Source organism: Pseudoroseomonas ludipueritiae, assembly GCF_014490445.1.
GTDB classification, from domain to species: Bacteria; Pseudomonadota; Alphaproteobacteria; order Acetobacterales; family Acetobacteraceae; genus Pseudoroseomonas; species Pseudoroseomonas ludipueritiae.
The window spans coordinates 1-23,902 of the sequence record NZ_JACTUZ010000060.1 but is presented as its reverse complement, the minus strand read 5'-3'; the positions used below and the strand labels follow the sequence as shown (position 1 = coordinate 23,902).

Below are 23,902 nucleotides of genomic sequence, written 5' to 3'. Positions count from 1 at the left end.
CGCGGCGGCCCGGCGGGCTGCCCTCGCGCCCCGCGGCCAGCTGGCTGCGGCGCCTGCTGGTGGTGGGCCTCGCCATCCTGCTGACCCTCTTCGCGGCGCGCGAGATGTCGCTGGTGCTGAACAGCGGCAAGCCCACGGTGCTGGAAGGCATCGTGCTGGTGCTCTTCGTGGTGCTCTTCGCCTGGATCGCGCTCTCCTTCGTCAGCGCCTGCTGCGGCTTCGTGCGGCTGCTGCTGGGGCCGGACAGGCGCCTGGGCATTGAGGCCGAAGGGCCGCCGCCCATGCCGCGCGGCATCACCGCGCTGCTGATGCCCACCTATAACGAGGACCCCGGCCGGGTGATGGCCGGGTTGCAGGCCATCCATACCTCGCTGACGGAAGCGGGGGCGATGGACCGCTTCCATATCTTCATCCTCAGCGACAGCACCGACCCCGCCGCCTGGATCGCCGAGGAAGCCGCCTTCCTGGACCTGCGCCGCCGCACGGGCGACGAGGCGCGCATCTTCTACCGCCGCCGCCCCAAGAACATCGAGCGCAAGGCAGGCAATATCGCGGAATGGGTACGCCGCTTCGGTGGGGCCTATCCGCAGATGCTGGTGCTGGATGCCGACAGCGTCATGACCGCCGATACCATCATGCGGCTGGCCGATGCCATGGAGCGGCACGACGATGTCGGCCTGATCCAGACGCTGCCGATCATCACCGGCGGCAGCACGCTCTTTGCCCGCATGCAGCAATTCGCCGGGCGGGTTTACGGCCCTCTGATCGCGGAAGGCATCGCCTGGTGGCATGGCGCGGAGGGCAATTACTGGGGCCACAACGCCATCATCCGCACCGAGGCCTTCGCCAGCGCCGCCGGCCTGCCGGAGCTGCATGGCCGCAAGCCCTGGGGCGGCCATATCCTCAGCCATGACTTCGTCGAGGCGGCGCTGATGCGGCGCGCCGGCTGGGCCATCCACATGGTGCCCTGGCTGCGCGGCTCCTATGAGGAAAGCCCGCCCTCGCTGATGGACCTCGCGGTGCGCGACCGCCGCTGGTGCCAGGGCAACCTGCAGCACATGGCGGTGCTGCCGACGCGCGGCCTCCACTGGGTCAGCCGCCTGCACCTGATGACGGGCATCGGCTCCTACATCACGGCGCCGATCTGGCTGGTCTTTCTTTTCGCGGGCATCCTGCTCTCCCTGCAGGCGCGCTTCATCCGGCCGGAATACTTCCCAGCGGGGCCCAGCCTTTTCCCGGAATGGCCGACGGTCGATCCGGTGCGCGCCATGTGGCTGTTCATCGGCACCATGGCGCTGCTGCTGGCACCCAAGCTGATGGCCTGGATCGCGCTGCTCTTTCACGCGCGGGACCGGCGCGGCTGCGGCGGCGCCATCCGCACCCTGATCTCCATGCTGCTGGAGACGGTGATCGCCGGCCTGCTGGCGCCGGTGACGATGCTGACGCAGTCGCTGGATGTCTTCTCCATCCTTATGGGCCGGGATTCCGGCTGGTCGGCGCAGCGGCGCGACGATGGCTCCATGCCCTTCAGCCAGGTGGTGAAGCTCTATTGGCGGCATACCGCCTTCGGCCTGGCCTTTGGCGCGGTGGCCTGGCTGGTCTCGCCCTACCTGGCGCTCTGGATGTCGCCGGTGGTGCTGGGCCTCGCGCTGGCCATTCCGCTGGCCTCCCTGACGGCGCGGCGCGACCTGGGCCTGGGCCTGCGCCGCCTCGGCCTGCTGCTGGTGCCGGAAGAAAGCGAGACACCGAAGGTGCTGACCGATGCTGTCGCCTTCCGCCGGCAGCGGGAGGAAGTGCCGGCGCTGCCCGGGCCGCAGGCCTTGTTCCATGAGCCGGCGCTGCTGGAGGCGCACCGGCGCATGCTGCCGGCGCCGCGCCGCCCGCGCCAGGACCCCTTCGATGCCACGCTGCTGGTGGGGCTGGCCAAGGCGGAGGAAGCGGAATCGCTGGAGGAAGCCCTGCGCGGCCTGAACCGCGCGGAACTCGCCGCGGTGCTGGCGGATGCCCGCGGCCTGTCGCGCCTCACAGCCCTGGCCGGAGCGGGGTAGGGAAAGGCCATGCCCGGCCATATCGTCGGCTGGATGCTGGACAAGGAGGACCGCGCGGCGCTGCTGCGCGCCTTCCCTCCCGCCTATGGCCGGGTGGTGGCGGACCATGTGACGCTTCAGGCGGGCCTGCGGTCCCGCCCAACCCTGCCGCCCGCCACCGAGGCCGAAGTGGTCGGCATGGCCGATGACGGCGCCGGGGTGCAGGCGCTGGTGGTGGAGATCGGCGGCACCACAGACCGGCCCGATGGCTCCACCTACCATCTCACCTGGTCCCTGGCCGAGGGGCGCAAGCCGGTGGAAAGCAATCAGGTGATCCGCCGGCACGGCTGGAAGCCGGTGGAGCGCCACCGCATCCGCCTTTCGCCGCAGCAGTTCCGCTGAAGCGGCTCAGCCCGGCACCATCTCTCCGGTGAAGCCGAGGCGGCGCAGGGCCGCGATGGATTCCTCCGCCGAGACATGGTGGATGAAGGTGCCGCCCTTCCTTTCCCAGCCCTCGCGGGCGGAAGCGCGGTCATCCACCAGCACATGCCCGGGGCCGGACCAGCGCGGCTTGTCGCGGCTCATGCAGGTGATGACCGGCACATGCGCCCCCAGCATCCGCGCCACCCAGCGCGTCTTCTGCGCCGGCGCCCAACTGCCCAACGGCAGGCCGGTCAGAATGGTGGGGTGGTGCGGCGCGCAGAATTTCCACAGCACCTCGGCATCATGCATGAATTCCAGCGTCTCGAAGAATTTCGGCGCCTTGGCCAGCGCGCCCCACATGGTCTTCAGCGGCAGCTCCTCCGGCCGCCGGCCGGTTACCTGCCGCACGCCACTGTCGAAATCGGCCAGGACACCATCAAGGTCGAGGAACAGCTTCATCATCCCATGTGGGCCTTCCATCCATCTTGCCGGGGCATAACGCATCGTCCCGGCCATGGGATGAGGCGGCGGGCGGGTGGCTCGACAAGCTGGGGCTTCAGGCGCAAGTTTTGGCACCAGTCGGGCGGCCCCTGTCGCCGCCGCCGGTCCAAGGAGTGCCCCATGCAGAACACCGAAGAAATCTGGCGTCTCGTCGACGACCGCCAGCAGCCTTTCATCGAGCTCAGCGACACCGTCTGGGGTATGCCCGAACTGGCCTATAACGAGCATCGCTCGGTGGCCGAGCACAAGAAGACGCTGGAAGCGCATGGCTTCCGCATCACCGAGAATGTGGCCGGCATTCCCACCGCCATCATGGGCGAGGCGGGCGAGGACGGCCCCGTCATCGCCATTCTCGGCGAATACGACGCGCTGCCCGGCCTGAGCCAGGAAGCCGGCGTGGCCGAGCACCGCCCGCTGCCGGGCGATGGCCACGGCCATGGCTGCGGCCATAACCTGCTGGGCGCCGGCGCCATGCTGGCCGCCACGGCGGTGAAGGACTACCTGGAGAAGAACGGCATCAAGGGCCGTGTGCGCTACTACGGCTGCCCGGCCGAGGAAGGCGGTGCCGCCAAGGCCTTCATGGTGCGGGACGGTGCCTTCAAGGATGTGGACATCGCCATCTCCTGGCACCCGGCGCCCTTCGCGGCGGTGAACGAGGCCAATTCGCTGGCCAATACCCGCATCGACTTCACCTTCACCGGCCGCAGCAGCCATGCCGCCGCCGCGCCGCATCTGGGCCGCTCGGCCCTCGATGCCATCGAGCTGATGAATGTCGGCGTCAACTACATGCGCGAACATATGCCGAGCGACGCGCGCATCCATTACGCCTATCTGGATGCCGGCGGCATTGCGCCCAACGTCGTGCAGGGCAAGGCCACCGTGCGCTACCTGATCCGCGCCACCGACCTGCCGGGCCTGCGCGCCCTGGTGGAGCGCGTGCGCAAGATCGCCGATGGCGCCGCGCTGATGACGGAAACCACCGTCACCACCAAGACTGTCTCCGCCGTCTCCAACCTGCTGGGCAATAGCCCGCTGGAGCGCGCGATGCAGAACAACATCGAGCGCCTTGGCCCGCCACCCTTCGACGACGAGGACCGTGCCTTCGCCGCCGAGATCCAGAAGACCCTGACGCCAGAGGATATCGCCTCCGCCTTCAAGCGCATGGGCGTGCCGGTGCGGCGCGGCGTGCCGCTGGCGGACCAGATCATTCCGCTGGAAGCCAAGGGTGCCGCCATGGTGGGTTCCACCGACGTGGGCGATGTCTCCTGGGTGGTGCCGACGGTGCAGGCGCGCGGCGCGACCTATGCCATCGGCACGCCGGGGCATTCCTGGCAGCTCACGGCGCAGGGCAAGTCCCCGCTGGCGCATAAGGGCATGGTGCATGTGGCCAAGATCATGGCCGGCGTGGCGGTGGATGCGCTGCGCGACCCGAAGCTGATCGAGGCCGCCAAGGCCGACCTGGCCGAGCGCACCGCCGCCGACCCGTATGTCTGCCCGCTGCCTGACGACCTGACGCCGCCCATCCATATGGGCAAGAACTGAGGACGGGAAGGGGGGCCTCGGCCCCCTTTTTCAATGGCGGGCGCTGTTGGAGAAAAGGTTCACCACCAGCACTCCGGCCAGGATCAGCCCGAGGCCGAAGATCGCGGGCAGGTCCAGCTTCTGCCCGAAGCCGACCCAGCCCACCGCGGAGATCAGCACGATGCCGAGGCCGCTCCAGATCGCGTAGGCGACGCCGACCGGAATGCCGCGCAGGGCCAGGGAGAGGAAGAAGAAGGCACCCAGGTAGCCCAGCGCCATCAGCAGCGTCGGCCATGGCCGGGTGAATTGCTGCGAGGCCTGTAGCGCGGAGGTGGCGATGACCTCCAGCACGATCGCCGCCAGCAGCGGCAGATAAGTCCGCAGCACAAGCCACCTGTTCGGAGGAAATTTGGTGCGGGTGGTCGGACTCGAACCGACACTCTGTCACCAGAAGCGGATTTTGAGTCCGCCGCGTCTACCATTCCACCACACCCGCACGGTGCGTGGCGCTCTTCTCCCAGCCTTTGGGGCCGATTTCAAGAGCCTCTGCTATCGAAACACGTTGCATGGCGCCGCTGGGGCCGCGTGTTATGCTGAAAACGACCCTCCGCCGGGCCATATATGCCCGACCCGCCCGAGAGGCTGCCACGATGACCCAGCACGCCACCCACCGTCCCGCCCTCGATATCCCGGCCTCCGGCATGGCGGGGCTGGACCCTGTCTGGTCCCGCATCCGCCGGGAAGCCGAGGACGCGGCGCGGCGGGAGCCGGAACTGGCGGGCTTCATGCACGCGGCGCTGTTGCAGCACGAGACGCTGGAATCGGCCCTGGCCAGCCGCGTGGCGGACCGGATGGACCATTCCGACCTGCCTGCCACCCTGCTGCGCCGCAGCCTGGAACGCGTGTTGACCGAACAGCCGGCGCTGGCGCTGGCGGTGCGGGCGGACATCATGGCCGTGGTGGACCGCGACCCGGCCACCCTCCGGGCGATGGAGCCGCTGCTCTATTATAAGGGTTTCCATGCCCTGGCCGCGCACCGGCTGGCGCATCACCTCTGGAACGAAGGGCGGCGCGATTTCGCACTTTGGCTGCAATCCCGCTCCTCCGTCGTGTTCCAGACGGACATCCATCCCGGCGTGCGCATCGGCAAGGGTATCTTCCTGGATCATGCCACGGGGCTGGTGGTGGGCGAGACGGCGGTGGTGGAGGACGATGTCTCCATTCTGCAAGGCGTGACGCTGGGCGGCACCGGCAAGGAAAGCGGCGACCGGCACCCCAAGATCCGGCATGGCGTGCTGATCGGCGCGGGGGCCAAGGTGCTGGGCAATATCGAGGTCGGCTGCTGCGCCCGCGTCGCCTCCGGCTCGGTGGTGCTGAAGCCGGTGCCCTCGGGCTCCACCGTGGCGGGAGTGCCGGCCAAGGTGGTGGGGGAGGCAGGCTGTGCCGAGCCGTCCCGTGCCATGGACCAGACATTGGACAGCGTCTGAGATTACCCTTCGTCACTTGCTGGCCCACGAATCCGGCGCGACAAGACGGCCATGCCTCTGCTGATCGCCCTGCTGGCTGCCGCCGCGCCGCTCCTCGCCATGGCCACGGAACGCTGGGGCGGGCTGAACCCTTGCCTGCTCTGCCTCTGGCAGCGCTGGCCCTACTGGGTGGCAGCGGTGCTGGCACTGCTGGCCTATCTTCTGCCGCGCCGGCTGATGCTGGCGCTGGCAGGCCTCGCCATCCTGGCTTCCGGCGCTTTCGCGGTGGTGCATCTGGGGGTGGAGGCGAAGTGGTGGCCCTCGCCGCTGCCGGGCTGCCTGGCGCCCAGCGCCAGCGCCGGCCAGAGCGTGGAGGAGATGATGGCCAGCCTCACCCCGCGCCCGGCCAAACCCTGTGACGATCCCACTTATCTGGTGCCGGGCCTGCCGATCTCGATGGCGGGGATGAACCTCATCTATGCCCTGGGCCTGGGTGGCTTCGCGCTCTGGGGCGCGCGCCGCTGGAGGTGAACGAAGCGGCACCGGCACAGGGCTGACGCCCGGCCTCCGCCCATGCGAGGATGGGGCCATGCGCTTCCTGCCCCGCGTCGCCGCTGGCCTGACCCTGTCGCTGTTGGCGGCCTGCGCCACCCCGCCCGCCGGGCCGGACCCGGCGCTGCTCACCGTGGTGGCCCGCCTGCCACAGTCGCTGGATGGCTTCGAGCTGCAGGAATCCATCCCCAATCCCAGGGGGACGGAGCCCAACCACACTTGGCGGGCCCGTTACGTGCATCGTGCCTCCGGCTCCATGGCGCAGGTGCTGATCGGCCCGCCGCAGGTGCCGCCGCTGCCGGATGGGCCGGATTCGCCAGCGGTGCGGGATGTCACCAACCTGCTGGCGCTAGCCGCCCAGGCGGGGGCCGGCGGCGGCGGGCTGACCCGCGTGCCGGATTTCGGCGTTGGTGCCCCCGGGCGCCCGCGGGAGCTGCGCTGCTCGGACCTGCGGCTGCAGGCCCCGGGCGGAAACACGCCCGTCACGCGCATGATGAGCTGCACCACCGGCGTGGAAGGCGGCCTGGTCTCGGTCGGTCTTTTCACGCGGCACGGGGCGGAACAGGCGGATGTCGCGCGGCTCTTCCTGGTCAGCTTCGCGCTTCAGGTGACGCGCGTGCTGCGTGGCACGGAAGCGCCGCCACCCCCCGCCGCCGCGCCGGACGAGGCACCGGACAGCACCCGGATCTTCCGGCTGTGACCCGCCCTCAGCCTTCCAGCTCGCTATCCCAGTAAAGATAGTCCCGCCAGCTCTGGTGCAGGCTATGGGGCGGGAAGGCGCGGCCGTTTTCCTGCAACTCCCAGCTCGTCGGCTGGCGCGGCTCCTGGCGCGGGAACATCTTGATCTCTCGTGGCAGCTTGTTGCCCTTGCGCAGATTGCAGGGGCCACAGGCGGTCACGACATTCTCCCAGCTCGTCCGCCCGCCGCGGGAGCGGGGGATGACATGGTCGAAGGTCAGATCGTGGGTCGGCATCTCCTCCCCGCAATAGACGCAGGAGAAGCGGTCCCGCAGGAAGACGTTGAAGCGGGTGAAGGCCGGGCGCCGGGCGGAAGGGATGTATTCCTTCAGCGCGATGACGCTCGGCAGGCGGATGATCTGGCTGGGGGAGCGGACCTCGGTCTCGTATTCCGACAGCACCGAGACGCGGTCGAGATACACGGCCTTCACCGCGTCCTGCCAGGACCATAACGACAGCGGATAGTACGACAGCGGACGAAAATCCGCGTTCAGCACCAGGGCAGGGAACCCTTGGCTCCCCGCGGACATCAACCCGTCAGGCAAGCGCTGCTCCTTTTCAGGCCGCGCGCCTCAAGCTCTGGGGCTGAACCGAACGGACGAGCCCCAGATGTCGTGGCGCCGTCGGTGTATGCAAATTCATGGCAGGTCGGCGAGGCCCGTGCAATATCGGGCCTCGCCGGTTTCATGGCGCTGTCACGCGCCGGGGATTCCCGCCGCCGCCCGTTGCAGGAAAAGCGCGCCGATGGAGAGGCTGGCATCGTCGATGCCGTGGCCAAGCCTGGGGGAGAAGGTGGATTCCACCGGCACCCCCGCCGCCCGCAGCGCCGATTCGGCCTGCCGGCTGGCGGCGGCGGGCACCACCTCGTCCACTTCCCCATGCACCAGCAGCACCGGCGGGCGGCTGACCACCTCTTCCGCCAGGGTCTCGGCGCCGATCAGCATGCCGGAATAGGCCATGATGCCGGCCACCGGTTCCGCCCGCCGCAGGCCGGTATAGAGCGCCATCATCGCGCCCTGGCTGAAGCCCATCAGCACCACGGCGGAGGCTGGCAGGCCATAGGTGGCGCAGGCCTCGTCGATCATGGCATCCAGCGCCGGCCGCGCCACCTGCGCGCCGGCCAGCCGTGCCGGGGCCGAGCGGTCGGTCAGGCTGAACCATTGCCGGCCGATGGGCGCATCGTCATACGGCTCCGGCGCGTGGGGGGCCAGGAAGACGGCATCCGGCACCGTGTTGCCCCAAGAGGGCGCCAGGTCGATCAGGTCATTGCCGTCGGCACCCAGGCCATGCAGCAGGAAGACGATCATCTTCGGCGCGCCGCCATCCCTGGGGCCCCATTTCGGTCCGGTGATCCTGGCCATCCGCTGCCCTTCCTCTTGCTGTGGTGCGGGGCTCTCCGCTACGCGCGATCAGGCATGGCCGCAACCGTCGTAACCCGCTTCGCCCCGAGCCCCACCGGGCGGCTGCACCTGGGGCATGCCCATTCCGCGCTGCTGGGCTGGCAGGCGGCGCGGGAGGCGGGCGGGCGCTTCCTGCTGCGGATCGAGGATATCGACCCCGTCCGCTGCCGCCCGGAATATACCGAAGGCATCCTGGAGGACCTGCGCTGGCTGGGCCTGGACTGGGATGGCGAACCGCGCATCCAGTCCCGCCACCTGCCGGACTACCGCGCGGTGCTGGACCGGCTGGAAGGAATGGGCCTGCTCTATCCCTGCTTCTGCACCCGCGCCGATATCGCGCGGGAGGTCGCGGCCATCGGTCACGCGCCGCATGGGCCGGATGGGCTGCTCTACCCCGGCACCTGCCGGCGCCTTTCGCAGCGGGAGCGCGCGGCACGCATCGCCGCTGGCCAGCCCTATGCCCTGCGGCTGGACATGGCGGCGGCGCTGGCCCGGCTGGATGGCCCGCTGTTCTTCGAGGAGGCAGGCCGGGGGCGGCTGCGCTGCGACCCCGCCCGCTTCGGCGACGTGGTGCTGGCGCGCAAGGATATCCCGGCCTCCTACCACCTCTGCGTCACGCATGACGACGCGTTGCAGGGCGTGACGCTGGTGACACGGGCCGAGGACCTGCTGCCGGCCACCGACCTGCACCGGCTGTTGCAGGCGCTGCTGGACTGGCCGGCCCCGCGCTACCGCCACCACCCGCTGCTGCTGGGGCCGGATGGCAAGCGCCTGTCCAAGCGCGACAATGCACCCACTCTGGCGGCGCTGCGCGAGGTGGGGCAGAGCCCGGAGGCGGTGCGGGCCATGGCGCTGGGCGCGGCTACTTCCCCTGCGGGTTCGCCAGCTTCGCCAGGTCGAAGCCCTTCATGATCTGTGTCAGGATCTCGACGTCCTTGATGCCGGTGCCTTCGAGCTTGATGGCGACATTGCCGCGCGCCAGCGTCAGGTCGGCATCCTCGCCGTCACGTTGCAGCACGGCATTGTCACTGCCGATCCGCACCCGCTTCGCCCCGCTGCCCAGCATGGCCGGGTTGTTCACCATGGAAGCCAGGGCCTGGATCATCGGGCTGTCCACGATGACGGTGGCCTTGATGCTGTTGTCGTCGCCCCGGGTATAGCTGCGCTCCACCATCACGCCGCCGCCCAGCATCTGCGCCGCCAGGGCGCTGCCGGCGCCGTCGTCGTCGCTTTCCTCCAGCGTCCAGCCGGTGGGGGCGGGTGGGAAGAGGGCGCTGTAGAGGGCGCTGCGTTTCTGGTGCAGCGCATTCAGCGCGAAATTCGTCTCGGTTACCGCGCCGCCAATGTCGCCGCGCTCGTACAACTGCCGCGCGCGGTCCAGGCCCTCGGTGATCTCATCCGCCCGCACCGTGCCGGCGGCGAGCACCGCCAGCGCCAGGGTAGCGGCACAGATCATTCGTTGTTTCATGGTGATAATCCTCCGCCCGCGCCTTAGCAGACCGGTGGCGGAAGGGTAGGGGAGGCCTGGCGGGGCCGCCGTCACGAATGCGACAGCCCCGCTCAAGCCGGGCACTCAGGCCCGGCCGTAGGTATCCTCGAAGCGGACGATGTCGTCCTCGCCGAGATAGGAGCCCGACTGCACCTCGATCAGCGTCAGCGGGATCATGCCCGGGTTTTCCATCCGGTGGACGCAGCCCAGCGGCAGATAGACCGATTCATTCTCGCGCAGCAGGATACGCTCGGCGTCGCGCTCGACGATCGCGGTGCCGTTCACCACCACCCAGTGCTCGGCCCGGTGGAAGTGCTTCTGCAAGGAGAGCTTCTGGCCGGGCTTGACCGAGATCTTCTTCACCTGGAAGCGGTCGCCCTGGATCAGCCCCTCGTAATGGCCCCAGGGGCGGTAGGCACGGCGGTGCTCCGTGGCTTCCTTCCGCTTGGCCTTCTTGAGCTGGCTCAGCAGCGTCTTCACGTCCTGGGAACGGTCGCGGTGCATCACCAGCACAGCGTCATCCGTCACCACGGTCACCACATCCTCCAGGCCCACCACGGCGGTCAGGATGCCCTCGCTGCGCACGTAGCAGTTCCTGGCATCCAGCAGCTCCACCGGGCCGGTGGTGGCATTGCCCTGCGCGTCCCGTTCCGAGACTTCCCACAGCGCGCTCCAGGAGCCCACATCGGACCAGCCGATGGAGGCCGGTACCACGGCGGCATGCGCGGTCTTCTCCATCACGGCATAGTCGATGGAGATGTCCGGCGCGCGCTCGAAGGGCTCGGAGGCCAGGCGGATGAAGTCCAGGTCCCGCGTCGCCTCGCCCACGGCGCTGCGCACGGCGGCCAGCAGCGACGGGGCCAGCCGCTCCAGCTCCGCCAGCAGGGTCGCGGCGGTGGCCACGAACATGCCGGAGTTCCAGAGGTGCCTGCCACCGCTGAGGAAGCCCTCGGCCGTGGCGGCATCCGGCTTCTCGACAAAGCGGGCGATGCTGTAGACGCCTTCCAGCCCCGCCAGCGATTCGCCGGTCTCGATATAGCCGTAGCCGGTCTCGGGCGAGGTGGGCTGCATGCCGAAGGCCACGATCCGCCCGGCGCGGGCGGCGGCGGCGGCACGGTCCAGCGCGGCCGAGAGCGCGGCGCGGTCCGAGATGGCGGCATCGGCCGCCATCAGCCACAGCACGGCGCCCGGGTCCTGTTCATGCGCGATCAGGGCGGCGGCGGCGATGGCCGGCGCGCTGTTGCGGGCCACAGGCTCCAGCACGATGGTCGGCTTGGCCACCCCAGCCGCCTGCAACTGCTCGGCCACCATGAAGCGGTGAGCCTGGTTGCAGACGATGATGGGTGCGCTGAACCCGCTGCCCATGGCCCGGGCCACGGTGTCCTGCAGCATGGTCGTATCCGCCGAAACCAGGGGCCAGAACTGCTTCGGGTATCCTTCACGGGACAAAGGCCACAGCCGACTACCGGTGCCGCCAGACAGAACGACCGGCACGATCCGCTGAGAGTTGGCTTCGACCATCTTGTTCGTCTGATCCTATTGAAGACGCGGCGGCCAAGCATAAGGAGCGTGGGCCACAAAGAAAAGCCGCCCCGGACAGATGTCCGGGGCGGCTCGCCGGCGGCTGCCGGAGGTCGCTGCGGCGGGCGGCGGTTAGCCGGCCATCGCGGCTTCCTTCTTCTTGCGCAGGCCGGGCAGCAGCATCAGGCCCAGGGCGAGGGCGCAGATGACCAGCAGCACGGCGCTGATCGGGCGCTCGATGAACACCGTCGGGCTGCCGCGGGAGAGCAGCATGGCGCGGCGCAGATGCTCCTCCATCATCGGGCCCAGCACGAAGCCCACCAGAAGGGGCGCCGGCTCCATCTTCAGCTTGTTGAAGACATAGCCGAGGATGCCGAAGAAGACGGTGGAATAGACGTCGAACACGTTGTTGTTAATCGAGTACACGCCGATCGCGCAGAAGGTCAGGATCGCCGGGTACATGTACTTGTAGGGAACCTGCAGCAGCTTCACCCACATGCCGATCAGCGGCAGGTTGATGACCAGCAGCATCAGGTTGCCGATCCACATGGAGCAGATCAGGCCCCAGAACAGGTCGGGCTGGGCCTCGACCATGCGCGGACCGGGCTGGATGCCCTGGATGATCAGCGCGCCCACCATCAGCGCCATCACGGCGTTGGAGGGGATGCCCAGGGTCAGCAGCGGGATGAAGGAGGTCTGCGCCGCGGCGTTGTTGGCCGCCTCGGGGCCGGCCACGCCTTCGATGGCGCCGTTGCCGAACTCGTTCCGGCCCTTCGACATCTTCCGCTCCATCATATAGGAGCCGAAGGAGGCGAGGGAGGCGCCGCCGCCAGGCAGGATGCCGAGCACGGAGCCGATCACGGTGCCGCGGAGGACGGAAGGCGTCGCGCGCTTCACTTCTTCCCTGGTCAGGAAGAGGCTGCCGACCTTGGAGGTCAGCACGCTGCGGACTTCCGGCTTCTCCAGGTTCAGGATGATCTCGGCGATGCCGAAGACACCCATAGCCATGGCCGCGAAGTTCAGGCCGTCCGACAGTTCCGGCACGCCGAAGGTGAAGCGCTGCTGGCCGGTCTGCACGTCCGTGCCCACCAGGCCCAGCGCCACGCCCAGCACCACCATGGCCACCGACTTCACCACGGAGCCCTGCGCCAGCACGGCCGAGATGATGAGGCCGAGCAACATGAGCGAGAAGTAGTCCGCTGGGCCGAAGGACAGCGCCACTTCCGTCAGCAGCGGGCCGGAGGCCGCGACCAGGACGGTGGCGACTGAGCCGGCGAAGAAGGAGCCGACGGCCGCGATGGTCAGCGCGGCGCCCGCGCGGCCGTTGCGGGCCATCTTGTATCCTTCCAGCGTCGTGACGACGGAGGAGACCTCGCCTGGGAGGTTCAGCAGGATGGCCGTGGTCGAGCCGCCATACTGCGCGCCGTAATAGATGCCGGCGAGCATGATGATGGCGGTGGTCGCCGGCTGGCCGAAGGTGATCGGCAGCAGCAGCGAGATAGTGGCAACCGGTCCGATGCCCGGCAGCACGCCGATCGCGGTGCCGATCAGCGCGCCCAACAGGGCGAAGAGCAGGTTGTCGAAGCTCATCGCGACGCCGAAGCCGTGCGCGAGGTTACTGAAGAGGAGATCCATTGGTCGTCCCTACCCTTGGCGGCTCAGAAGAAGGTCGGCCAGATATTCACGCGGATGTCGAGTTCGTAGATAAACACCCACCAGCACAGCGCGATCAGGAAGACGACGCAGGCAGCGACGCCCAGCGGGCGATGCTGCTTGTCCGCGAAGGCCGCCACGACGACCATGACGGCGATGGCGAGGAAGAGCCCGCCCGCGTCCAGCAGCACACCGAAGATGTTCATGCCGGCCAGCACCAGTGCCAGCACGCGCCAGCCCGGGCTGATGGCCAGGATGAACAGGCCGATGGTGATGGCAATGCCCAGCGCGTACCAGTTGTTGGACAGCGCCGGCACGGCGTTCAGGAGCGGGTAGGCCACCAGGCCGCCGCCGAGAGCCAGAGCCAGGGTGACGAAGTCGATCTTCGTCCACCGTTCCAGCGGATCGGTGCCGCCGAAGAAGGCCATGATGAACACGATGGCGCCCAGGCCCAGTTCCAGCCAGAACACCAGCATCGGCATGTAACCAGGACCCATGCGCCGGGCATTGCCCAGTGTATGGTCCATGTTCAGCCAAAGGCCGAGAGCCGCTAGCACTAACAGAAAGATGCCAGAGGCAAGGTCTTTCGCGTTGATTTTCATGCCGATCCTTTCTTGAACCTCCGCGTGCGGCAGGCACGCCCTAGCGCTTTGAAGAAGGTGAGTGGGAGTCAGTATCGTGTCATCGCAACTAGGCCTTGGCCCTTTGCGTGGCGCGGAGTGCCGTGATTCGGAGCGGATGACAATCCCGCCGTGTACGGCAAAATCCAGGGCCTCGTTGCCCCCGCCCGGCTTCCTCCTCCCCCATTCGTGTGAAGCAGGCCACCTATGTCATCATCGCCGGGAGACGGCAATAAGCATGCTCACGATGAAGAGAACTTCATTCGGCTCGTTGTAGCAAGAAAGTTGCGTCTGGCGCAGTTTGCTCGAACCTTCCTCTCAGGATCGCAACACATGGATGATTTTACACGGATCAACGACCCGGCTCGGCGCGTCCGGGAGGCTGCCACGGCGCTGACGTCGCGCTTGGTGGAACTGCGCCGCGACATCCACGCGCATCCTGAACTGGCCTTCGAGGAAGTGCGGACCAGCGGCATCGTGGCCGCCGAACTGGGCCGGCTTGGCATCGAGCACCGCACCGGTGTCGGCCGCACGGGTGTGCTGGGCTTCATCGAGGGTGGCCGCCCGGGTCCGACGTTGGCCATCCGTGCTGACATGGATGCACTGCCCATCCATGAAGAAACCGGCCTGCCCTTCGCCAGCCAGGTGGACGGCAAGATGCATGCCTGCGGGCATGACATCCATACTGTGACTCTGCTTGGCGTTGCTTCGGTGTTGAAGGATCTGGCGCCGCATTTCGCCGGACGCGTTGCCCTGGTCTTCCAGCCCGCCGAGGAAACGCTCGAAGGCGCCGATGCCATGATCGCCGATGGCGTGATGGATGGCGTGGACATGGCGCTGGGCTTCCACAACCATCCGGATATGCCCACCGGCCGCTTCGGCTACGTGCGCGGCGCCTGCCTGGCGGCGGCGGACAAGTTCGACCTGATCATTCGCGGCAAGTCCGGCCATGCGGCGCACCCCTATGCGGCGGTGGACCCTATCGTGGCGGCGGCGCATTTCGTGACGCAGGCGCAGACAGTGGTCTCGCGCGAGGTCAAGCCGCTGCAACCGGCGGTTGTCACCATCGGCCAATCCACCGGCGGTACTACCTATAATATTATCCCTGAGCGTGTGCACCTGAAGGGTTCGGTCCGCACCCTGCATCCCGAGGCGCGCGACACCGCCGAAGCCGCGCTGCGCCGGCTGGCCGAGGGCATCGCCGTCGGCATGCGGGTCGAGGCGCAGATGGACTACCAGCGCAAGGTGCCGCCCCTGGTCAACAGCGACCGCGTGCTGGACCCGGCCCTGGCCGCGCTGGCGGACCAGTTCGGCATGGACTTCGTCGATGAAGGCGAGCCCAGCATGGGTTCCGAGGACTTCTCGGCTTTCGCGACGCGGGTGCCGGCGCTGCAACTGCGTATTGGTTCTTCCGCGCCAGGGCGGCAGGATGCGCTGCATAACGCCAAGTATCAGCCTGACGAGGGCTGCATTCCGGCGGGGGTGGAGGCGCTGTCGCGCATCGCGCTGCAACTGCTGGGCTGAGAACAGGACATAGAATGAAAATCTGCGTATTCGGCGCCGGCGCCATCGGCGGCCATGTGGCGACGCGTCTGGCCTTGGGCGGGGCAGATGTCTCCGTGGTGGCACGCGGCGCCCACCGCGACGCCATGGCCGCCGATGGCCTGACCGTCGAGGCGAAGGACGGCACGCACAAGGTGCGCCCCCGCGTCGGCAGCCCGCAGGAGCTGGGCGTGCAGGATGCGGTGATCGTCACCGTCAAGGCGCCGGCACTGCCCAGCGTCGCGGAGGCGATCGGCCCCCTGCTGGGGTCGGATACCACCGTCGCCTTCGTGATGAACGGCATCCCCTGGTGGTATTTCGACCGCCATGGTGGTGCGCTGGATGGCCGCCGCCTGCCGGAGATCGACCCCGGCGAGGCCATCCGCAAGGCGGTAGGCGTGGAGCGGACACTGGGCGGCGTGGTCTATTCCGCCTGCACCGTGAAGCAGCCCGGCCATATCTTCGTGGAGAACGCGACCAACCGCGTGGTGCTGGGCGAGCCCGACGGCAGCGCCAGCCCGCGCGCCGAGGCTATTGCCGAAGTTCTGAAGAAGGGCGGCATGGGCGGCGAGGTGACGCAGGACATCCGTGGCGAGATCTGGACCAAGCTGGCCATGAACCTCGCCTTCGGGCCCTTCGCCATCCTCTCCCGCATGGGTTCCGGCGGCGCGGCGCGGGACCCGGTGGTGCGCACGGCCATGGTGCGCGCCCTACAGGAGTGTAACGCCATCGCCCGGGCGCTGGGCCATGACGTGAATCTGGACGTGGAGAAGCGCGTGGCCTCCATCAGCCGCTCCAACCACAAGGCCTCGATCCTGCAGGACCTGGAACTGGGGCGGCCGATGGAAGTCGCCGCCATGTTCCGCGTGCCGCTGGAGATGGCCCGCATGGCGGGGGTGGAGACGCCGGTGCTGGACCTCGCCGTCGCGCTGGCGGTGCAGCAGGCGACCGAGGCCGGGCTCTACAAGCCCGCCGCGTAGGGAATGGGCGCGGGGTGGGCCGGGATCGCGGCCTGCCCCAGCACCCAGCCTTCCCAATGCCGCACCCAGGGGTCCTCCGGCACCACATCCGGCCGCGTCCCTGACAGCACGCCGACCACGCAGAGCAACCCGAGCAGGCTGTCGAACCGGTCCTCGGCCACCGCATCCGTGCCGAAGCCGTTCTCCATCGCCTGTTCCAGTGCCGCGCCGGGCCGCACGCCGAGGCGCGCCATGGCCATGTGCAGGGAAGGGGCGGCGGCCAGCCGCGCTTCCCGCGCCCGCTTGCTGCCGATGAGCTTCACGCCAAGATGCCGCATCGCCTCGGCCGGATAGGTTTCCGCCAGCACCGCGACGCCCGGTGCCAGCAGATCCCGCACCATCCCCTCGAAGGGCCAAAGGCGGTAAGGCGCGGCGGAGGCCAGCGCAGGGGAAAGCCAGTCCCGCCAGGCGCTGATGGCCGCCTTGCCGGTCTGGTTGGCGCCTAGCGTCCAGAACAGCGGCGCGCCGGCTGGGCGCTCGCTGGTGGCAAGGTCGCAGAGGCGGGAGAGCCCCGCCGCGCCCGCCATGCCCAGAGCCGCCGCATGCGCCGCGCGCGTCATGCCCTTGGTGCCGCGCGCCGGATAGAAGGGGCGGTGGATCGAAACCTCCTCCAGCCCGGCGGCGACGCGAAAGAAATCCGGGGCGTCCGCCAGCCCGCGCAGGAAGGGCAGGAAACCGGCTTCACCTCGCCCGGCGGCATAGGCGCGCGGCAGGCCCAGCGGCAGGTCGAGCCCGAGCAGCAGCGGCGCACCGTGTTCCAGCAACCGGCGCACCAATGTGCTAGGATCGCCTACCGGCGCGGGAGCCTCGGCATGCCAGAGACCATCCTGGCAGAAGGCGATGCTGACCCAGCGCTTGCCGGGATCGACGCTCCAGTCGGCATGCGCCGCGATCAGGGAGGGTTCAGCCATGCGCTACACCCGCACGGCCCGCCTGCTGCACTGGCTGACGGTGGCGCTGCTGCTGAGCCTCGCGCCATTGGGCCTGTGGCTGGGATGGGCACCGCCGGATGACGAGGCGCTGAAGCTGCGGCTCTACATGTGGCATGAAAGCCTGGGCTTCCTGCTGCTGCCGCTGACGTTGTTTCGCCTTTTCTGGCGCTGGCGCCACCCGCCGCCCCCTGGTGGGCCGGTGCAGCCCGCCATCCTGGACCGCATAGCCCTGGCGAACCACGCGGCGCTCTACCTGCTGCTGTTGGTGCAGCCGGTGCTGGGCATGCTGGCCACCACGGCCTGGGGCTTTCCGCCCAGCCTCTTCGGTATCCTGCCGCTGCCGGTGCTGATCGGGAAGAACACGACCATCGCCCCCGCCCTGACCAGCTTGCACGGCTGGGTGGCCCTGACGCTCGGCCTGCTGGTGCTGCTGCATGCCGGCGCCGCGCTGGTCTGGCACGGGCTGATCCGCCGCGACGGGCTGTTGCGGCGGATGCTCTAGACGGCTCAGAGCGGCTTGGTGGCCTTTTCCATCAGGCGGGCGAAGAAGCCCTGCTTCTTCGGCTCGGCCGAGGGGGCGGCCTTGGCAGCGGCGGCCAGCAGGGCCTCGCGCTCCTGCGCCTTCAGCTTCAGCCACTGCTCCAGCGTCTTGCCGGCCTTGGCGGCGCGCTTGGCTTCATAGGCGCGCTGGCCCTCGCTCATGCGGGGGGCGGTGGTGTCGCTCGTCTTGGCCATCGATGATCGGTCCCTGCGCGGCCAGTTGGTGCCGCACCCGCCAGATGCCCGCTGTGGCCCGCCGCATCAAGGGGCTTGCGCATCGGCTGGTGCCAGCCTTCCCTGGCGCGCATGGAACCAAGACTGAAGGCTGGCCTCTGGGCCAGCATGGCCATCCGCAGGGCGGACATGGCCGGGCGCCCCGCCATGGTGCTGCGGAAGGGGGACGAGGATGCGGGCGGCATCCTTTGCGTGCTGCGGGGGCGGGAAGGTTGCGTGGTGCTGGCCCAGACGCGGGACGCGGAGGGCCGCCCCGCCTGGCTGCGCGGCACCGGCAAGGACCCGGTGCCGGAGCCGGATGCCGATGCCTATGTCGCCCGCCAGACGGCGCGCGACCCCGATCTCTGGGTCATCGAGTTCGAGGCGCCGGATTTCGTGCCGCCCTTCGAGGCGCGGCTAATCTAAGGCAGGCGCGGGCCGGAGCCCGCGCCCGGCCGCTCAGCAGACGAAGTCGTTCTCCGCCACCCGGCCGCCCTGGGCCACGGCGTGGATATTGCCCCACATCTGATTGATGGTGCTGGCGAAGTTATCCGCCGCCATGGCCGCAATATGCGGCGTGACCACGGCGTTATCCAGCTTCAGCAGCGGGTGGTCGGCAGGCACCGGCTCGGTCTCATAGACATCGGTGGCGGCGCCCAGGATTTCCTTGGCCTTCAGCGCCTCCACCAGGTCGCTCTCGATCACCACGCCGCCCCGGGCGCAGTTGATCAGCACGGCCTTGGGCTTCATGGACTGCAGGGCCTTGCGGTCGATCATGCCCTTGGTCTGCGGCGTCATCGGGCAATGGAGGGAGACGATGTCGCACTGCGCCAGGATCTCCGGCACGGTGGCGAAGCGCACGCCCTGGGCGGCCTCTTCCTCGGCGCTCAGCGGGCGGGTCTTGTTGTAGAGCACGGGGCAGCCGAAGGCCTTCACCATCCGCGCCACATTCTGCCCGATGGCGCCATAGCCGATGATGCCAACGGTCTTGCCCGAGATCATCAGGCTTTCCTTGGGCAGGGTGGTGGTGCGCCAGGCGCCGTTCTCGCGCAGGGTGGCATGGCCGAAGGCCAGGTTGCGCAGCAGCGCGATCATCAGCCCGACCGCGAATTCCGCCACCGGCACCGCATTGCTGCCCGTGGTGCGGGCAACGGTCACGCCCTGCGCCTTGGCGGCTTCCAGGTCGAAATTGTCGACGCCCACGCCCCACTTGTGGAGCAGCTTGGCCTTGCCGGCGGCGGCCAGCAGCTCGGCATCCACCGGGATCTGGCCGGAGACGATGTAATCCGCCTCGGCCACCAGCGCTTTTAGCTCCGCGTAGTCGCGGGTCTTAGCGTGGTCCAGCGTCAGGCCAGGGGGCAACAACGCCCGCATCCGCTCGGCGGTGGAGGGCGTGATCGGGTCGAGGACGATGATCTTTTCGCTCATGTCACAGGCATAATCCGTAACGAGACAGCCGAAAATGCCCTGTCCGCGCTAAATTGCCGCGCAACGCATCAACATGGCTGGCTTGTCGCGCGGGGTGAAATATTGACGCCATCCCCCGCGCTGAAGGAGTGTCCGGCCATGCAAACCCTGACGCAGGATGCGGCGATGGACCGCCCCAAGGCCGCCCCGGTGCCGGATGACGACCAGCTCATCCGCGCCGCCGCCAAGCTGACGCGCGACCTCGGCACCGCCCGGCCTGGGGTTTACTGGGCGGATCTGCTGCTCTCCACCGGCATCGGCTACGGCGCGCTGGCGCTGGCCATCCTGGCGGCGCCGTTGGGGCTGAAGCTGGCGGCGGGGTTGGTTTCTGTGCTGGCGCTCTACCGGGCGCTCAGCTTCATCCATGAGCTGACGCATCTGAAGCCCGGCGCCGTGCCCGGCTTCCGCACCGGCTGGAACCTGCTGGTGGGCGTGCCGATGCTGGTGCCCTCCTTCATGTATGAGGGCGTGCACAACCTGCACCATGCCCGCACCCGCTATGGCACGGCCGAGGACCCGGAATACCTGCCGCTCGCGCTGATGAAGCCCTGGACCGTGGCGCTCTTCCTGTTGGCTTCCGCCCTGGCGCCGGTGGCGCTGCTGCTGCGCTACGCCGTTCTGGCGCCGCTTTCCGCCCTGGCGCCGCCGCTGCGGCGGGTGGTGGTGGAACGCTATTCCGCCCTGGCCATCGACCCTGCCTTCCGCCGCAAGCCGCCGGAAGGCAAGGTGCGGCAGGACTGGCTGCGCTGGGAAACAGCCGCCTGCCTCTGGGCCTGGGCACTGATCGCCATCGGCTTCCTGGCCACGGGGGCCTTTGTCACCTTTCTGCTGGTCACCTCCGGCGTTGCGATGCTGAACCAGCTTCGCACCCTGGTGGCGCATCTCTGGGAAAACGAGGGCGAGCCCATCAGCATCGCCGCGCAGTACCTGGACAGCGTCAATGTGCCGCCGCCGGGCCTGCTGCCGGCGCTCTGGGCGCCGGTGGGCCTGCGCTACCACGCGCTGCATCACCTGCTGCCGGGCCTGCCCTACCACGCGCTGGGCGAGGCGCACCGGCGGCTGGCGGCGGAGATGCCCATGACCTCCGCCTTCCACCGCGCCAACTACCGGGGCATGAGCGGGCTGCTGATCCGCCTCTTCGGCGGCATCGCCCCCGCTACCGGTCGGTAAGCCGCAGCTCGATCCGGCGGTTGCGCGCCAGGGCCTCGGGGCTGTCGCCGGGGTCCAGCGGCTGGTTGTCGCCGAAGGCGGCGGCGGCCACGTGGTTGGCCGGCAGCCCTTCGCCGATCAGCAACTGCGCCACGGCGATGGCGCGCGCCGCCGAAAGCTCCCAGTTGCTGGCATAGCGGCCGCTGCCGCTGAGCGGATTGCGGTCGGCATGGCCATCCACGCGCAGAATCCAGGGCAGATCGGCCGGGAAACGCGCGCTGACATCCAGCAGCACGCCGGCCAATTGGCGCAACTGCTGGCGGCCCGTGGGGGAAAGGTCGGCGCTGCCCACTGGGAAGAGCACCTCGCTCTGGAAGACGAAGCGGTCGCCCACGATGCGCACTTCCGGCCGGGTGCCCAGCACGTCCCGCAGCCGGCCGAAGAAGTCGCTGCGGTAGCGCTGCAATTCCTCCACCCGCGCCGCCAGGGCAGCATTCAGCCGCTGCCCCAGGGCGCCGATCTGGGCGTCCTTGTCGCGGCCGGCGGCTTCCTCCGCATCCAACAGGGCTGCGATGCGGGACAGCTCGGCCCGCAGCTCCGTCACCTGCTGCGTCAGCAGCGCGATCTGGGCGCGGGCGCTCTCGGCCAGGCGGGCATGGCCGGCGGCTTCTTCCTCGGCCTTGCGGCGGGCTTCCTCGGTGGTGGCGGATTGGTTCAGGGCGGCCTGGCTGCGCTGCTCCAGCTCGTCGCGCAGCGCGGTCAGGGCACGGACCTGTTCATCCAGCCGGGCGATGTCGGAAAGCTTGGCGGCGATGGTGGCGCGGTCGGCCTGCACCGTGCGGTCCAGTTCCGCCATGGCCTGCCGCATGCGGTCCAGTTCGGCGCGGGCGGCGGCGAGGTCAGCGGCGGTGCGGTCGCGCGCCGTCTCGGCACTGCCAGCGCGGGCCTGCTGCTCCGCCAGTTGCTGGCGGGCCGTTGCCAGGGCCTCCCGCTCGCCGGCCAACTGGCGGCGGGCCTCGGTCAGCTCGCGCACGGAGGAAGCGGCCTCGCCCCCGCGTGCCTCCGCGCGGGAGAGCGCTTCGGCCAGCCGTTCCTCCAGGCTGGTGATACGCTCGCCGGCCCCGCGCGAGGAAGCCTCCAGATCCGCCAGCCGCGCGGCCAGCCGGTCCCGGCCGGCGCGGGTGGCATCGCGCTCGGCACTCTGGCGGTCCCGCTCGTCCCGCAGGCTGCCGAGCTGCGCCAGCGCGGCATCGCGGGCGCCGGCGGCGGTGCGCAATTCCTCGGTCATGCGGGACAGGCGGCCGCGCAGCTCCTCGCCGGAATTTCGCTCCAGCGCCAGCAGGTCGGCCAGTTCCGCCACCTGCCGGTTCAGCCGGTCCAGCGCCTGGTCGCGCGAGGAAAGGGCAACGGAGAGAAAGCCCTGCGCCAGCACGAAGACCAGCAACACAAAAATCAGCACCATCAGCAGGGTGGACAGGGCGTCCACATAGCCGGGCCAGGCGTTCAGCCCCTCCCTGTTGCGGCGCAGGGCCATGGCTCAGCGCGGGCCTTCGTCGGCCAGGGCCGCGATGGTGCGGGCCAGGATCTTGATCTCGCCGCGGATCTCGGCCGTGGCCTGGGCGCGGCCCTGGGACACATCCTCCAGCAAACGAGCCAGATAGAGTTCCACATTGCGTAGATGCCCGCGCGAGGCCTCATCCAGCGCGCCGTGCGACTGCACCTCGGCCAGCCGGGTGAGGGTGGGGGCCAGGGCGGACTGCCCATCGGCCACGCGCTGCATCAGCACCTGGCTGGCGCGCATCTGGTCGGCCAGGATGGAGAGCCGCTCCGTCAGCGTCACCAGCGCCTGGGCGGAGGCGGCGCGGCCTTCCTCGCCACGGGTGATGATGCGCTGGAGGTTCTCCAGGTTCTCGGCGGTCTGTTCCAGCAGCGCCTGGACATAGGCGGGCACGGAGCCGCCGCCGGTCTCGCCGCCCACATCCCCCAGCACGCCGGAGGACAGGCGGGTGACGCCCGCCAGCCATTCCTCCAACTCGTTGTAGAAGCGGGTTTGCGCCTGCCCGGCCGTCAGGTCGAGGAAGCCCAGCACCAGCGCGCCCGCGAGGCCGAGCATGGAGGAGGAGAAGGCCACCCCCATGCCTCGCAGCGGCTGGGTCAGCCCGCTTTTAAGCTGGTTGAAGAGCTGGTTCACGTCGCCCGAGCCGACCGACATGGAGGAAATCACTTCCGCCACCGAGCCGATGGTCAGGATCAGCCCCCAGAAGGTGCCCAGCAGGCCCAGGAAGATGGAAAGGCCGGTGACGTAGCGCGAGAGTTCCCGGCTTTCATCCAGGCGGGAAGCGATGCCATCCAGCACGCTCCGCATCGCGGGCGCCGAGAGGGAAAGCCGGTCCCCCCGCTTGGTGGCGAACATCGAGGCCATCGGGCCCAGCAGGCGCGGCGCCGGGCGGGCCGGGGCGCCGGGGCGCGGCTCGCGGAAGCCTTCCAGCCAGGCGACCTCGGGATTCAGGCTCACCACCTGCCGGATGTTCCAGACGATGCCCAGCAGCAGCACCGCCAGGATGACGGCATTCAGCACCGGGTTGGCCGAGAAGGCGTGGATCAACTCGCCCGAGAGCACCGCCGCCAGCACGAGAACGGCCAGCAGGAAGACCAGCATCCGCAGCAGGTAGCGGTTGGGGCGTGTCATTTCGGGGGGGCGGCCTGTTGGCTTTGGGCGGTGAGGCTGGGGCTGGGCACGCCTGGCGGCAGCAGTTCCACCGCGTCCTGCGCCGCCGCGGTGCGGCCGATGGGGCGTAGGTCGATGCGCGTGCCGGGCAACCCGCCGGCTTCCAGCGCGCGGCGGATCTCCTGGGCATTGGCCAGGGCGGCACGGCGGGCCACCGAGATATCCTCGGCCGGGCCGGCCACCTGCGCCACGATCGTGACGCGGCCAGGGACGGTGGAAAGGCGCCTTGCTATCTCGGCCAGGGTATTGGTGGTGGCCGGGTCTATGCGGCCGGTGGCGGGCGGGCCCTCAATGCGCCAGCCGCCATCGGGCAGGTTGCGCATGCTGGGGGGCAGGGCCACCAGCGGCAGGCGCGCCGGCGGAGTCGCGGGGCGCGGCGGCTGGGTCAGGTCCGGCGGCTG

26 protein-coding genes and 1 tRNA gene are annotated in these 23,902 nt (G+C 69.3%); 12 read left to right on the top strand and 15 right to left on the bottom strand.

Features of this window, described 5'->3' with window-relative positions; translation table 11 throughout:
• Positions 1-2,048: glucans biosynthesis glucosyltransferase MdoH (mdoH, locus tag IBL25_RS14150; protein WP_187779189.1), on the top strand; the 2,048-nt coding region annotated here is incomplete at its 5' end.
• Positions 2,049-2,057: 9 nt separating this feature from the next.
• Positions 2,058-2,429 (top strand): hypothetical protein, encoded by a 372-nt coding sequence (locus IBL25_RS14145; RefSeq protein ID WP_187779188.1) that lies wholly within the window; start codon positions 2,058-2,060, stop codon positions 2,427-2,429.
• A gap of 6 nt (positions 2,430-2,435) precedes the next feature.
• Here the strand turns inward: IBL25_RS14145 and IBL25_RS14140 are convergent, their stop codons facing one another.
• Positions 2,436-2,912, bottom strand: coding sequence for an HAD family hydrolase (locus tag IBL25_RS14140; protein ID WP_187779187.1), 477 nt, complete (start codon positions 2,910-2,912; stop codon positions 2,436-2,438).
• A gap of 159 nt (positions 2,913-3,071) precedes the next feature.
• Here IBL25_RS14140 and IBL25_RS14135 point away from each other — a divergent pair, with 159 nt between their 5' ends.
• Positions 3,072-4,493 (top strand): M20 family metallopeptidase, encoded by a 1,422-nt coding sequence (locus IBL25_RS14135; protein ID WP_187779186.1) that lies wholly within the window; start codon positions 3,072-3,074, stop codon positions 4,491-4,493.
• Positions 4,494-4,523: 30 nt separating this feature from the next.
• On the opposite strand, the gene IBL25_RS14130 is transcribed toward IBL25_RS14135, so the two are convergent.
• Together IBL25_RS14130 and IBL25_RS14125 are read right to left on the bottom strand one after the other, a co-directional pair.
• Positions 4,524-4,856 (bottom strand): DMT family transporter, encoded by a 333-nt coding sequence (locus IBL25_RS14130; protein WP_187779192.1) that lies wholly within the window; start codon positions 4,854-4,856, stop codon positions 4,524-4,526.
• 26 nt (positions 4,857-4,882) lie between these two features.
• Positions 4,883-4,968: transfer RNA gene (locus IBL25_RS14125), tRNA-Leu, on the bottom strand.
• Between the two features lie 154 nt (positions 4,969-5,122).
• Here IBL25_RS14125 and cysE point away from each other — a divergent pair.
• Genes cysE through IBL25_RS14110 form a run of 3 tightly spaced genes read left to right on the top strand, consistent with a single transcriptional unit; the run spans position 5,123 to position 7,190 of the window.
• The gene (cysE, locus tag IBL25_RS14120; RefSeq protein ID WP_187779185.1) at positions 5,123-5,959 is read left to right on the top strand and encodes a serine O-acetyltransferase; all 837 of its coding nucleotides are present in this window, start codon (positions 5,123-5,125) and stop codon (positions 5,957-5,959) included.
• A 51-nt stretch (positions 5,960-6,010) separates the two neighbouring features.
• Entirely contained in the window at positions 6,011-6,469 is a 459-nt protein-coding gene (locus IBL25_RS14115; RefSeq protein WP_187779184.1) for a disulfide bond formation protein B, read from the top strand.
• Between the two features lie 58 nt (positions 6,470-6,527).
• On the top strand, positions 6,528-7,190 hold the full coding sequence (locus IBL25_RS14110; RefSeq protein WP_187779183.1) for a hypothetical protein: 663 nt from the start codon (positions 6,528-6,530) through the stop codon (positions 7,188-7,190).
• 7 nt (positions 7,191-7,197) lie between these two features.
• Here IBL25_RS14110 and IBL25_RS14105 read toward each other — a convergent pair whose 3' ends face one another.
• Both IBL25_RS14105 and IBL25_RS14100 read right to left on the bottom strand, forming a co-directional pair.
• On the bottom strand, positions 7,198-7,758 hold the full coding sequence (locus IBL25_RS14105; RefSeq protein WP_187779191.1) for an HNH endonuclease: 561 nt from the start codon (positions 7,756-7,758) through the stop codon (positions 7,198-7,200).
• Between the two features lie 165 nt (positions 7,759-7,923).
• The gene (locus IBL25_RS14100; RefSeq protein ID WP_187779182.1) at positions 7,924-8,589 is read right to left on the bottom strand and encodes an alpha/beta hydrolase; all 666 of its coding nucleotides are present in this window, start codon (positions 8,587-8,589) and stop codon (positions 7,924-7,926) included.
• Positions 8,590-8,643: 54 nt separating this feature from the next.
• Here IBL25_RS14100 and gluQRS point away from each other — a divergent pair, with 54 nt between their 5' ends.
• Positions 8,644-9,540: a tRNA glutamyl-Q(34) synthetase GluQRS gene (gene gluQRS, locus IBL25_RS14095; protein ID WP_187779181.1), complete on the top strand. Its 897-nt coding sequence runs from the start codon at positions 8,644-8,646 to the stop codon at positions 9,538-9,540.
• Here the strand turns inward: gluQRS and IBL25_RS14090 are convergent.
• The 4 genes from IBL25_RS14090 to IBL25_RS14075 all read right to left on the bottom strand — a co-directional run bounded on the left by IBL25_RS14090 (position 9,491) and on the right by IBL25_RS14075 (position 13,818).
• Positions 9,491-10,096 (bottom strand): hypothetical protein, encoded by a 606-nt coding sequence (locus IBL25_RS14090; protein ID WP_187779180.1) that lies wholly within the window; start codon positions 10,094-10,096, stop codon positions 9,491-9,493. The two genes, gluQRS and IBL25_RS14090, sit on opposite strands and share 50 nt — an antisense overlap.
• A 105-nt stretch (positions 10,097-10,201) precedes the next feature.
• Positions 10,202-11,638: a mannose-1-phosphate guanylyltransferase/mannose-6-phosphate isomerase gene (locus IBL25_RS14085; protein ID WP_187779179.1), complete on the bottom strand. Its 1,437-nt coding sequence runs from the start codon at positions 11,636-11,638 to the stop codon at positions 10,202-10,204.
• Positions 11,639-11,770: 132 nt separating this feature from the next.
• Positions 11,771-13,273 carry a tripartite tricarboxylate transporter permease gene (locus tag IBL25_RS14080; RefSeq protein WP_187779178.1) on the bottom strand — a complete coding sequence of 501 codons (1,503 nt, stop codon included), beginning with the start codon at positions 13,271-13,273 and terminating at the stop codon, positions 11,771-11,773.
• Between the two features lie 23 nt (positions 13,274-13,296).
• Positions 13,297-13,818: a hypothetical protein gene (locus tag IBL25_RS14075; RefSeq protein ID WP_238940424.1), complete on the bottom strand. Its 522-nt coding sequence runs from the start codon at positions 13,816-13,818 to the stop codon at positions 13,297-13,299.
• A gap of 426 nt (positions 13,819-14,244) precedes the next feature.
• Here IBL25_RS14075 and IBL25_RS14070 point away from each other — a divergent pair, with 426 nt between their 5' ends.
• Positions 14,245-15,435, top strand: a complete 1,191-nt coding sequence (locus IBL25_RS14070; RefSeq protein ID WP_187779176.1) for a M20 metallopeptidase family protein — start codon at positions 14,245-14,247, stop codon at positions 15,433-15,435.
• A gap of 14 nt (positions 15,436-15,449) precedes the next feature.
• Positions 15,450-16,433, top strand: a complete 984-nt coding sequence (locus tag IBL25_RS14065) for a ketopantoate reductase family protein (RefSeq protein WP_187779175.1) — start codon at positions 15,450-15,452, stop codon at positions 16,431-16,433.
• On the opposite strand, the gene IBL25_RS14060 is transcribed toward IBL25_RS14065, so the two are convergent.
• Complete coding sequence (locus IBL25_RS14060) at positions 16,415-17,383, bottom strand: hypothetical protein (protein ID WP_238940423.1); 969 nt, start codon at positions 17,381-17,383, stop codon at positions 16,415-16,417. The genes IBL25_RS14065 and IBL25_RS14060 overlap by 19 nt on opposite strands.
• Here IBL25_RS14060 and IBL25_RS14055 point away from each other — a divergent pair.
• Positions 17,382-17,906: a cytochrome b gene (locus IBL25_RS14055; protein ID WP_187779174.1), complete on the top strand. Its 525-nt coding sequence runs from the start codon at positions 17,382-17,384 to the stop codon at positions 17,904-17,906. The two genes, IBL25_RS14060 and IBL25_RS14055, sit on opposite strands and share 2 nt — an antisense overlap.
• 5 nt (positions 17,907-17,911) lie before the next feature.
• Here the strand turns inward: IBL25_RS14055 and IBL25_RS14050 are convergent, their stop codons facing one another.
• On the bottom strand, positions 17,912-18,139 hold the full coding sequence (locus tag IBL25_RS14050) for a hypothetical protein (RefSeq protein WP_187779173.1): 228 nt from the start codon (positions 18,137-18,139) through the stop codon (positions 17,912-17,914).
• Positions 18,140-18,250: 111 nt separating this feature from the next.
• Here IBL25_RS14050 and IBL25_RS14045 point away from each other — a divergent pair, with 111 nt between their 5' ends.
• The gene (locus tag IBL25_RS14045; RefSeq protein WP_187779172.1) at positions 18,251-18,583 is read left to right on the top strand and encodes a DUF1491 family protein; all 333 of its coding nucleotides are present in this window, start codon (positions 18,251-18,253) and stop codon (positions 18,581-18,583) included.
• 33 nt (positions 18,584-18,616) lie between these two features.
• On the opposite strand, the gene IBL25_RS14040 is transcribed toward IBL25_RS14045, so the two are convergent.
• Positions 18,617-19,585 carry a 2-hydroxyacid dehydrogenase gene (locus IBL25_RS14040; RefSeq protein ID WP_187779171.1) on the bottom strand — a complete coding sequence of 323 codons (969 nt, stop codon included), beginning with the start codon at positions 19,583-19,585 and terminating at the stop codon, positions 18,617-18,619.
• A 138-nt stretch (positions 19,586-19,723) separates the two neighbouring features.
• Here IBL25_RS14040 and IBL25_RS14035 point away from each other — a divergent pair, with 138 nt between their 5' ends.
• The gene (locus IBL25_RS14035) at positions 19,724-20,794 is read left to right on the top strand and encodes a fatty acid desaturase family protein (RefSeq protein WP_187779170.1); all 1,071 of its coding nucleotides are present in this window, start codon (positions 19,724-19,726) and stop codon (positions 20,792-20,794) included.
• Here IBL25_RS14035 and IBL25_RS14030 read toward each other — a convergent pair.
• The 3 genes from IBL25_RS14030 to IBL25_RS14020 form a co-directional block, all read right to left on the bottom strand.
• Positions 20,781-22,307, bottom strand: a complete 1,527-nt coding sequence (locus IBL25_RS14030; RefSeq protein WP_187779169.1) for a peptidoglycan -binding protein — start codon at positions 22,305-22,307, stop codon at positions 20,781-20,783. The genes IBL25_RS14035 and IBL25_RS14030 overlap by 14 nt on opposite strands.
• A 3-nt stretch (positions 22,308-22,310) precedes the next feature.
• On the bottom strand, positions 22,311-23,462 hold the full coding sequence (locus tag IBL25_RS14025; protein WP_187779168.1) for a MotA/TolQ/ExbB proton channel family protein: 1,152 nt from the start codon (positions 23,460-23,462) through the stop codon (positions 22,311-22,313).
• A partial coding sequence (locus tag IBL25_RS14020; protein ID WP_202986773.1) for a hypothetical protein occupies positions 23,459-23,902 on the bottom strand: 444 nt, incomplete at its 5' end. The genes IBL25_RS14020 and IBL25_RS14025, both read right to left, overlap by 4 nt.

Bases quoted from the DNA above. Each gene is read 5' to 3' on its own strand.
- IBL25_RS14145 (WP_187779188.1), top strand. From the start codon at position 2,058: ATGCCCGGCCATATCGTCGGCTGGATGCTGGACAAGGAGGACCGCGCG.
- IBL25_RS14140 (WP_187779187.1), bottom strand. From the start codon at position 2,912: ATGATGAAGCTGTTCCTCGACCTTGATGGTGTCCTGGCCGATTTCGAC.
- IBL25_RS14135 (WP_187779186.1), top strand. From the start codon at position 3,072: ATGCAGAACACCGAAGAAATCTGGCGTCTCGTCGACGACCGCCAGCAG.
- cysE (WP_187779185.1), top strand. From the start codon at position 5,123: ATGACCCAGCACGCCACCCACCGTCCCGCCCTCGATATCCCGGCCTCC.
- IBL25_RS14115 (WP_187779184.1), top strand. From the start codon at position 6,011: ATGCCTCTGCTGATCGCCCTGCTGGCTGCCGCCGCGCCGCTCCTCGCC.
- IBL25_RS14110 (WP_187779183.1), top strand. From the start codon at position 6,528: ATGCGCTTCCTGCCCCGCGTCGCCGCTGGCCTGACCCTGTCGCTGTTG.
- IBL25_RS14105 (WP_187779191.1), bottom strand. From the start codon at position 7,758: ATGTCCGCGGGGAGCCAAGGGTTCCCTGCCCTGGTGCTGAACGCGGAT.
- IBL25_RS14100 (WP_187779182.1), bottom strand. From the start codon at position 8,589: ATGGCCAGGATCACCGGACCGAAATGGGGCCCCAGGGATGGCGGCGCG.
- gluQRS (WP_187779181.1), top strand. From the start codon at position 8,644: ATGGCCGCAACCGTCGTAACCCGCTTCGCCCCGAGCCCCACCGGGCGG.
- IBL25_RS14090 (WP_187779180.1), bottom strand. From the start codon at position 10,096: ATGAAACAACGAATGATCTGTGCCGCTACCCTGGCGCTGGCGGTGCTC.
- IBL25_RS14085 (WP_187779179.1), bottom strand. From the start codon at position 11,638: ATGGTCGAAGCCAACTCTCAGCGGATCGTGCCGGTCGTTCTGTCTGGC.
- IBL25_RS14080 (WP_187779178.1), bottom strand. From the start codon at position 13,273: ATGGATCTCCTCTTCAGTAACCTCGCGCACGGCTTCGGCGTCGCGATG.
- IBL25_RS14075 (WP_238940424.1), bottom strand. From the start codon at position 13,818: ATGGACCATACACTGGGCAATGCCCGGCGCATGGGTCCTGGTTACATG.
- IBL25_RS14070 (WP_187779176.1), top strand. From the start codon at position 14,245: ATGGATGATTTTACACGGATCAACGACCCGGCTCGGCGCGTCCGGGAG.
- IBL25_RS14065 (WP_187779175.1), top strand. From the start codon at position 15,450: ATGAAAATCTGCGTATTCGGCGCCGGCGCCATCGGCGGCCATGTGGCG.
- IBL25_RS14055 (WP_187779174.1), top strand. From the start codon at position 17,382: ATGCGCTACACCCGCACGGCCCGCCTGCTGCACTGGCTGACGGTGGCG.
- IBL25_RS14060 (WP_238940423.1), bottom strand. From the start codon at position 17,383: ATGGCTGAACCCTCCCTGATCGCGGCGCATGCCGACTGGAGCGTCGAT.
- IBL25_RS14050 (WP_187779173.1), bottom strand. From the start codon at position 18,139: ATGGCCAAGACGAGCGACACCACCGCCCCCCGCATGAGCGAGGGCCAG.
- IBL25_RS14045 (WP_187779172.1), top strand. From the start codon at position 18,251: ATGGAACCAAGACTGAAGGCTGGCCTCTGGGCCAGCATGGCCATCCGC.
- IBL25_RS14040 (WP_187779171.1), bottom strand. From the start codon at position 19,585: ATGAGCGAAAAGATCATCGTCCTCGACCCGATCACGCCCTCCACCGCC.
- IBL25_RS14035 (WP_187779170.1), top strand. From the start codon at position 19,724: ATGCAAACCCTGACGCAGGATGCGGCGATGGACCGCCCCAAGGCCGCC.
- IBL25_RS14030 (WP_187779169.1), bottom strand. From the start codon at position 22,307: ATGGCCCTGCGCCGCAACAGGGAGGGGCTGAACGCCTGGCCCGGCTAT.
- IBL25_RS14025 (WP_187779168.1), bottom strand. From the start codon at position 23,462: ATGACACGCCCCAACCGCTACCTGCTGCGGATGCTGGTCTTCCTGCTG.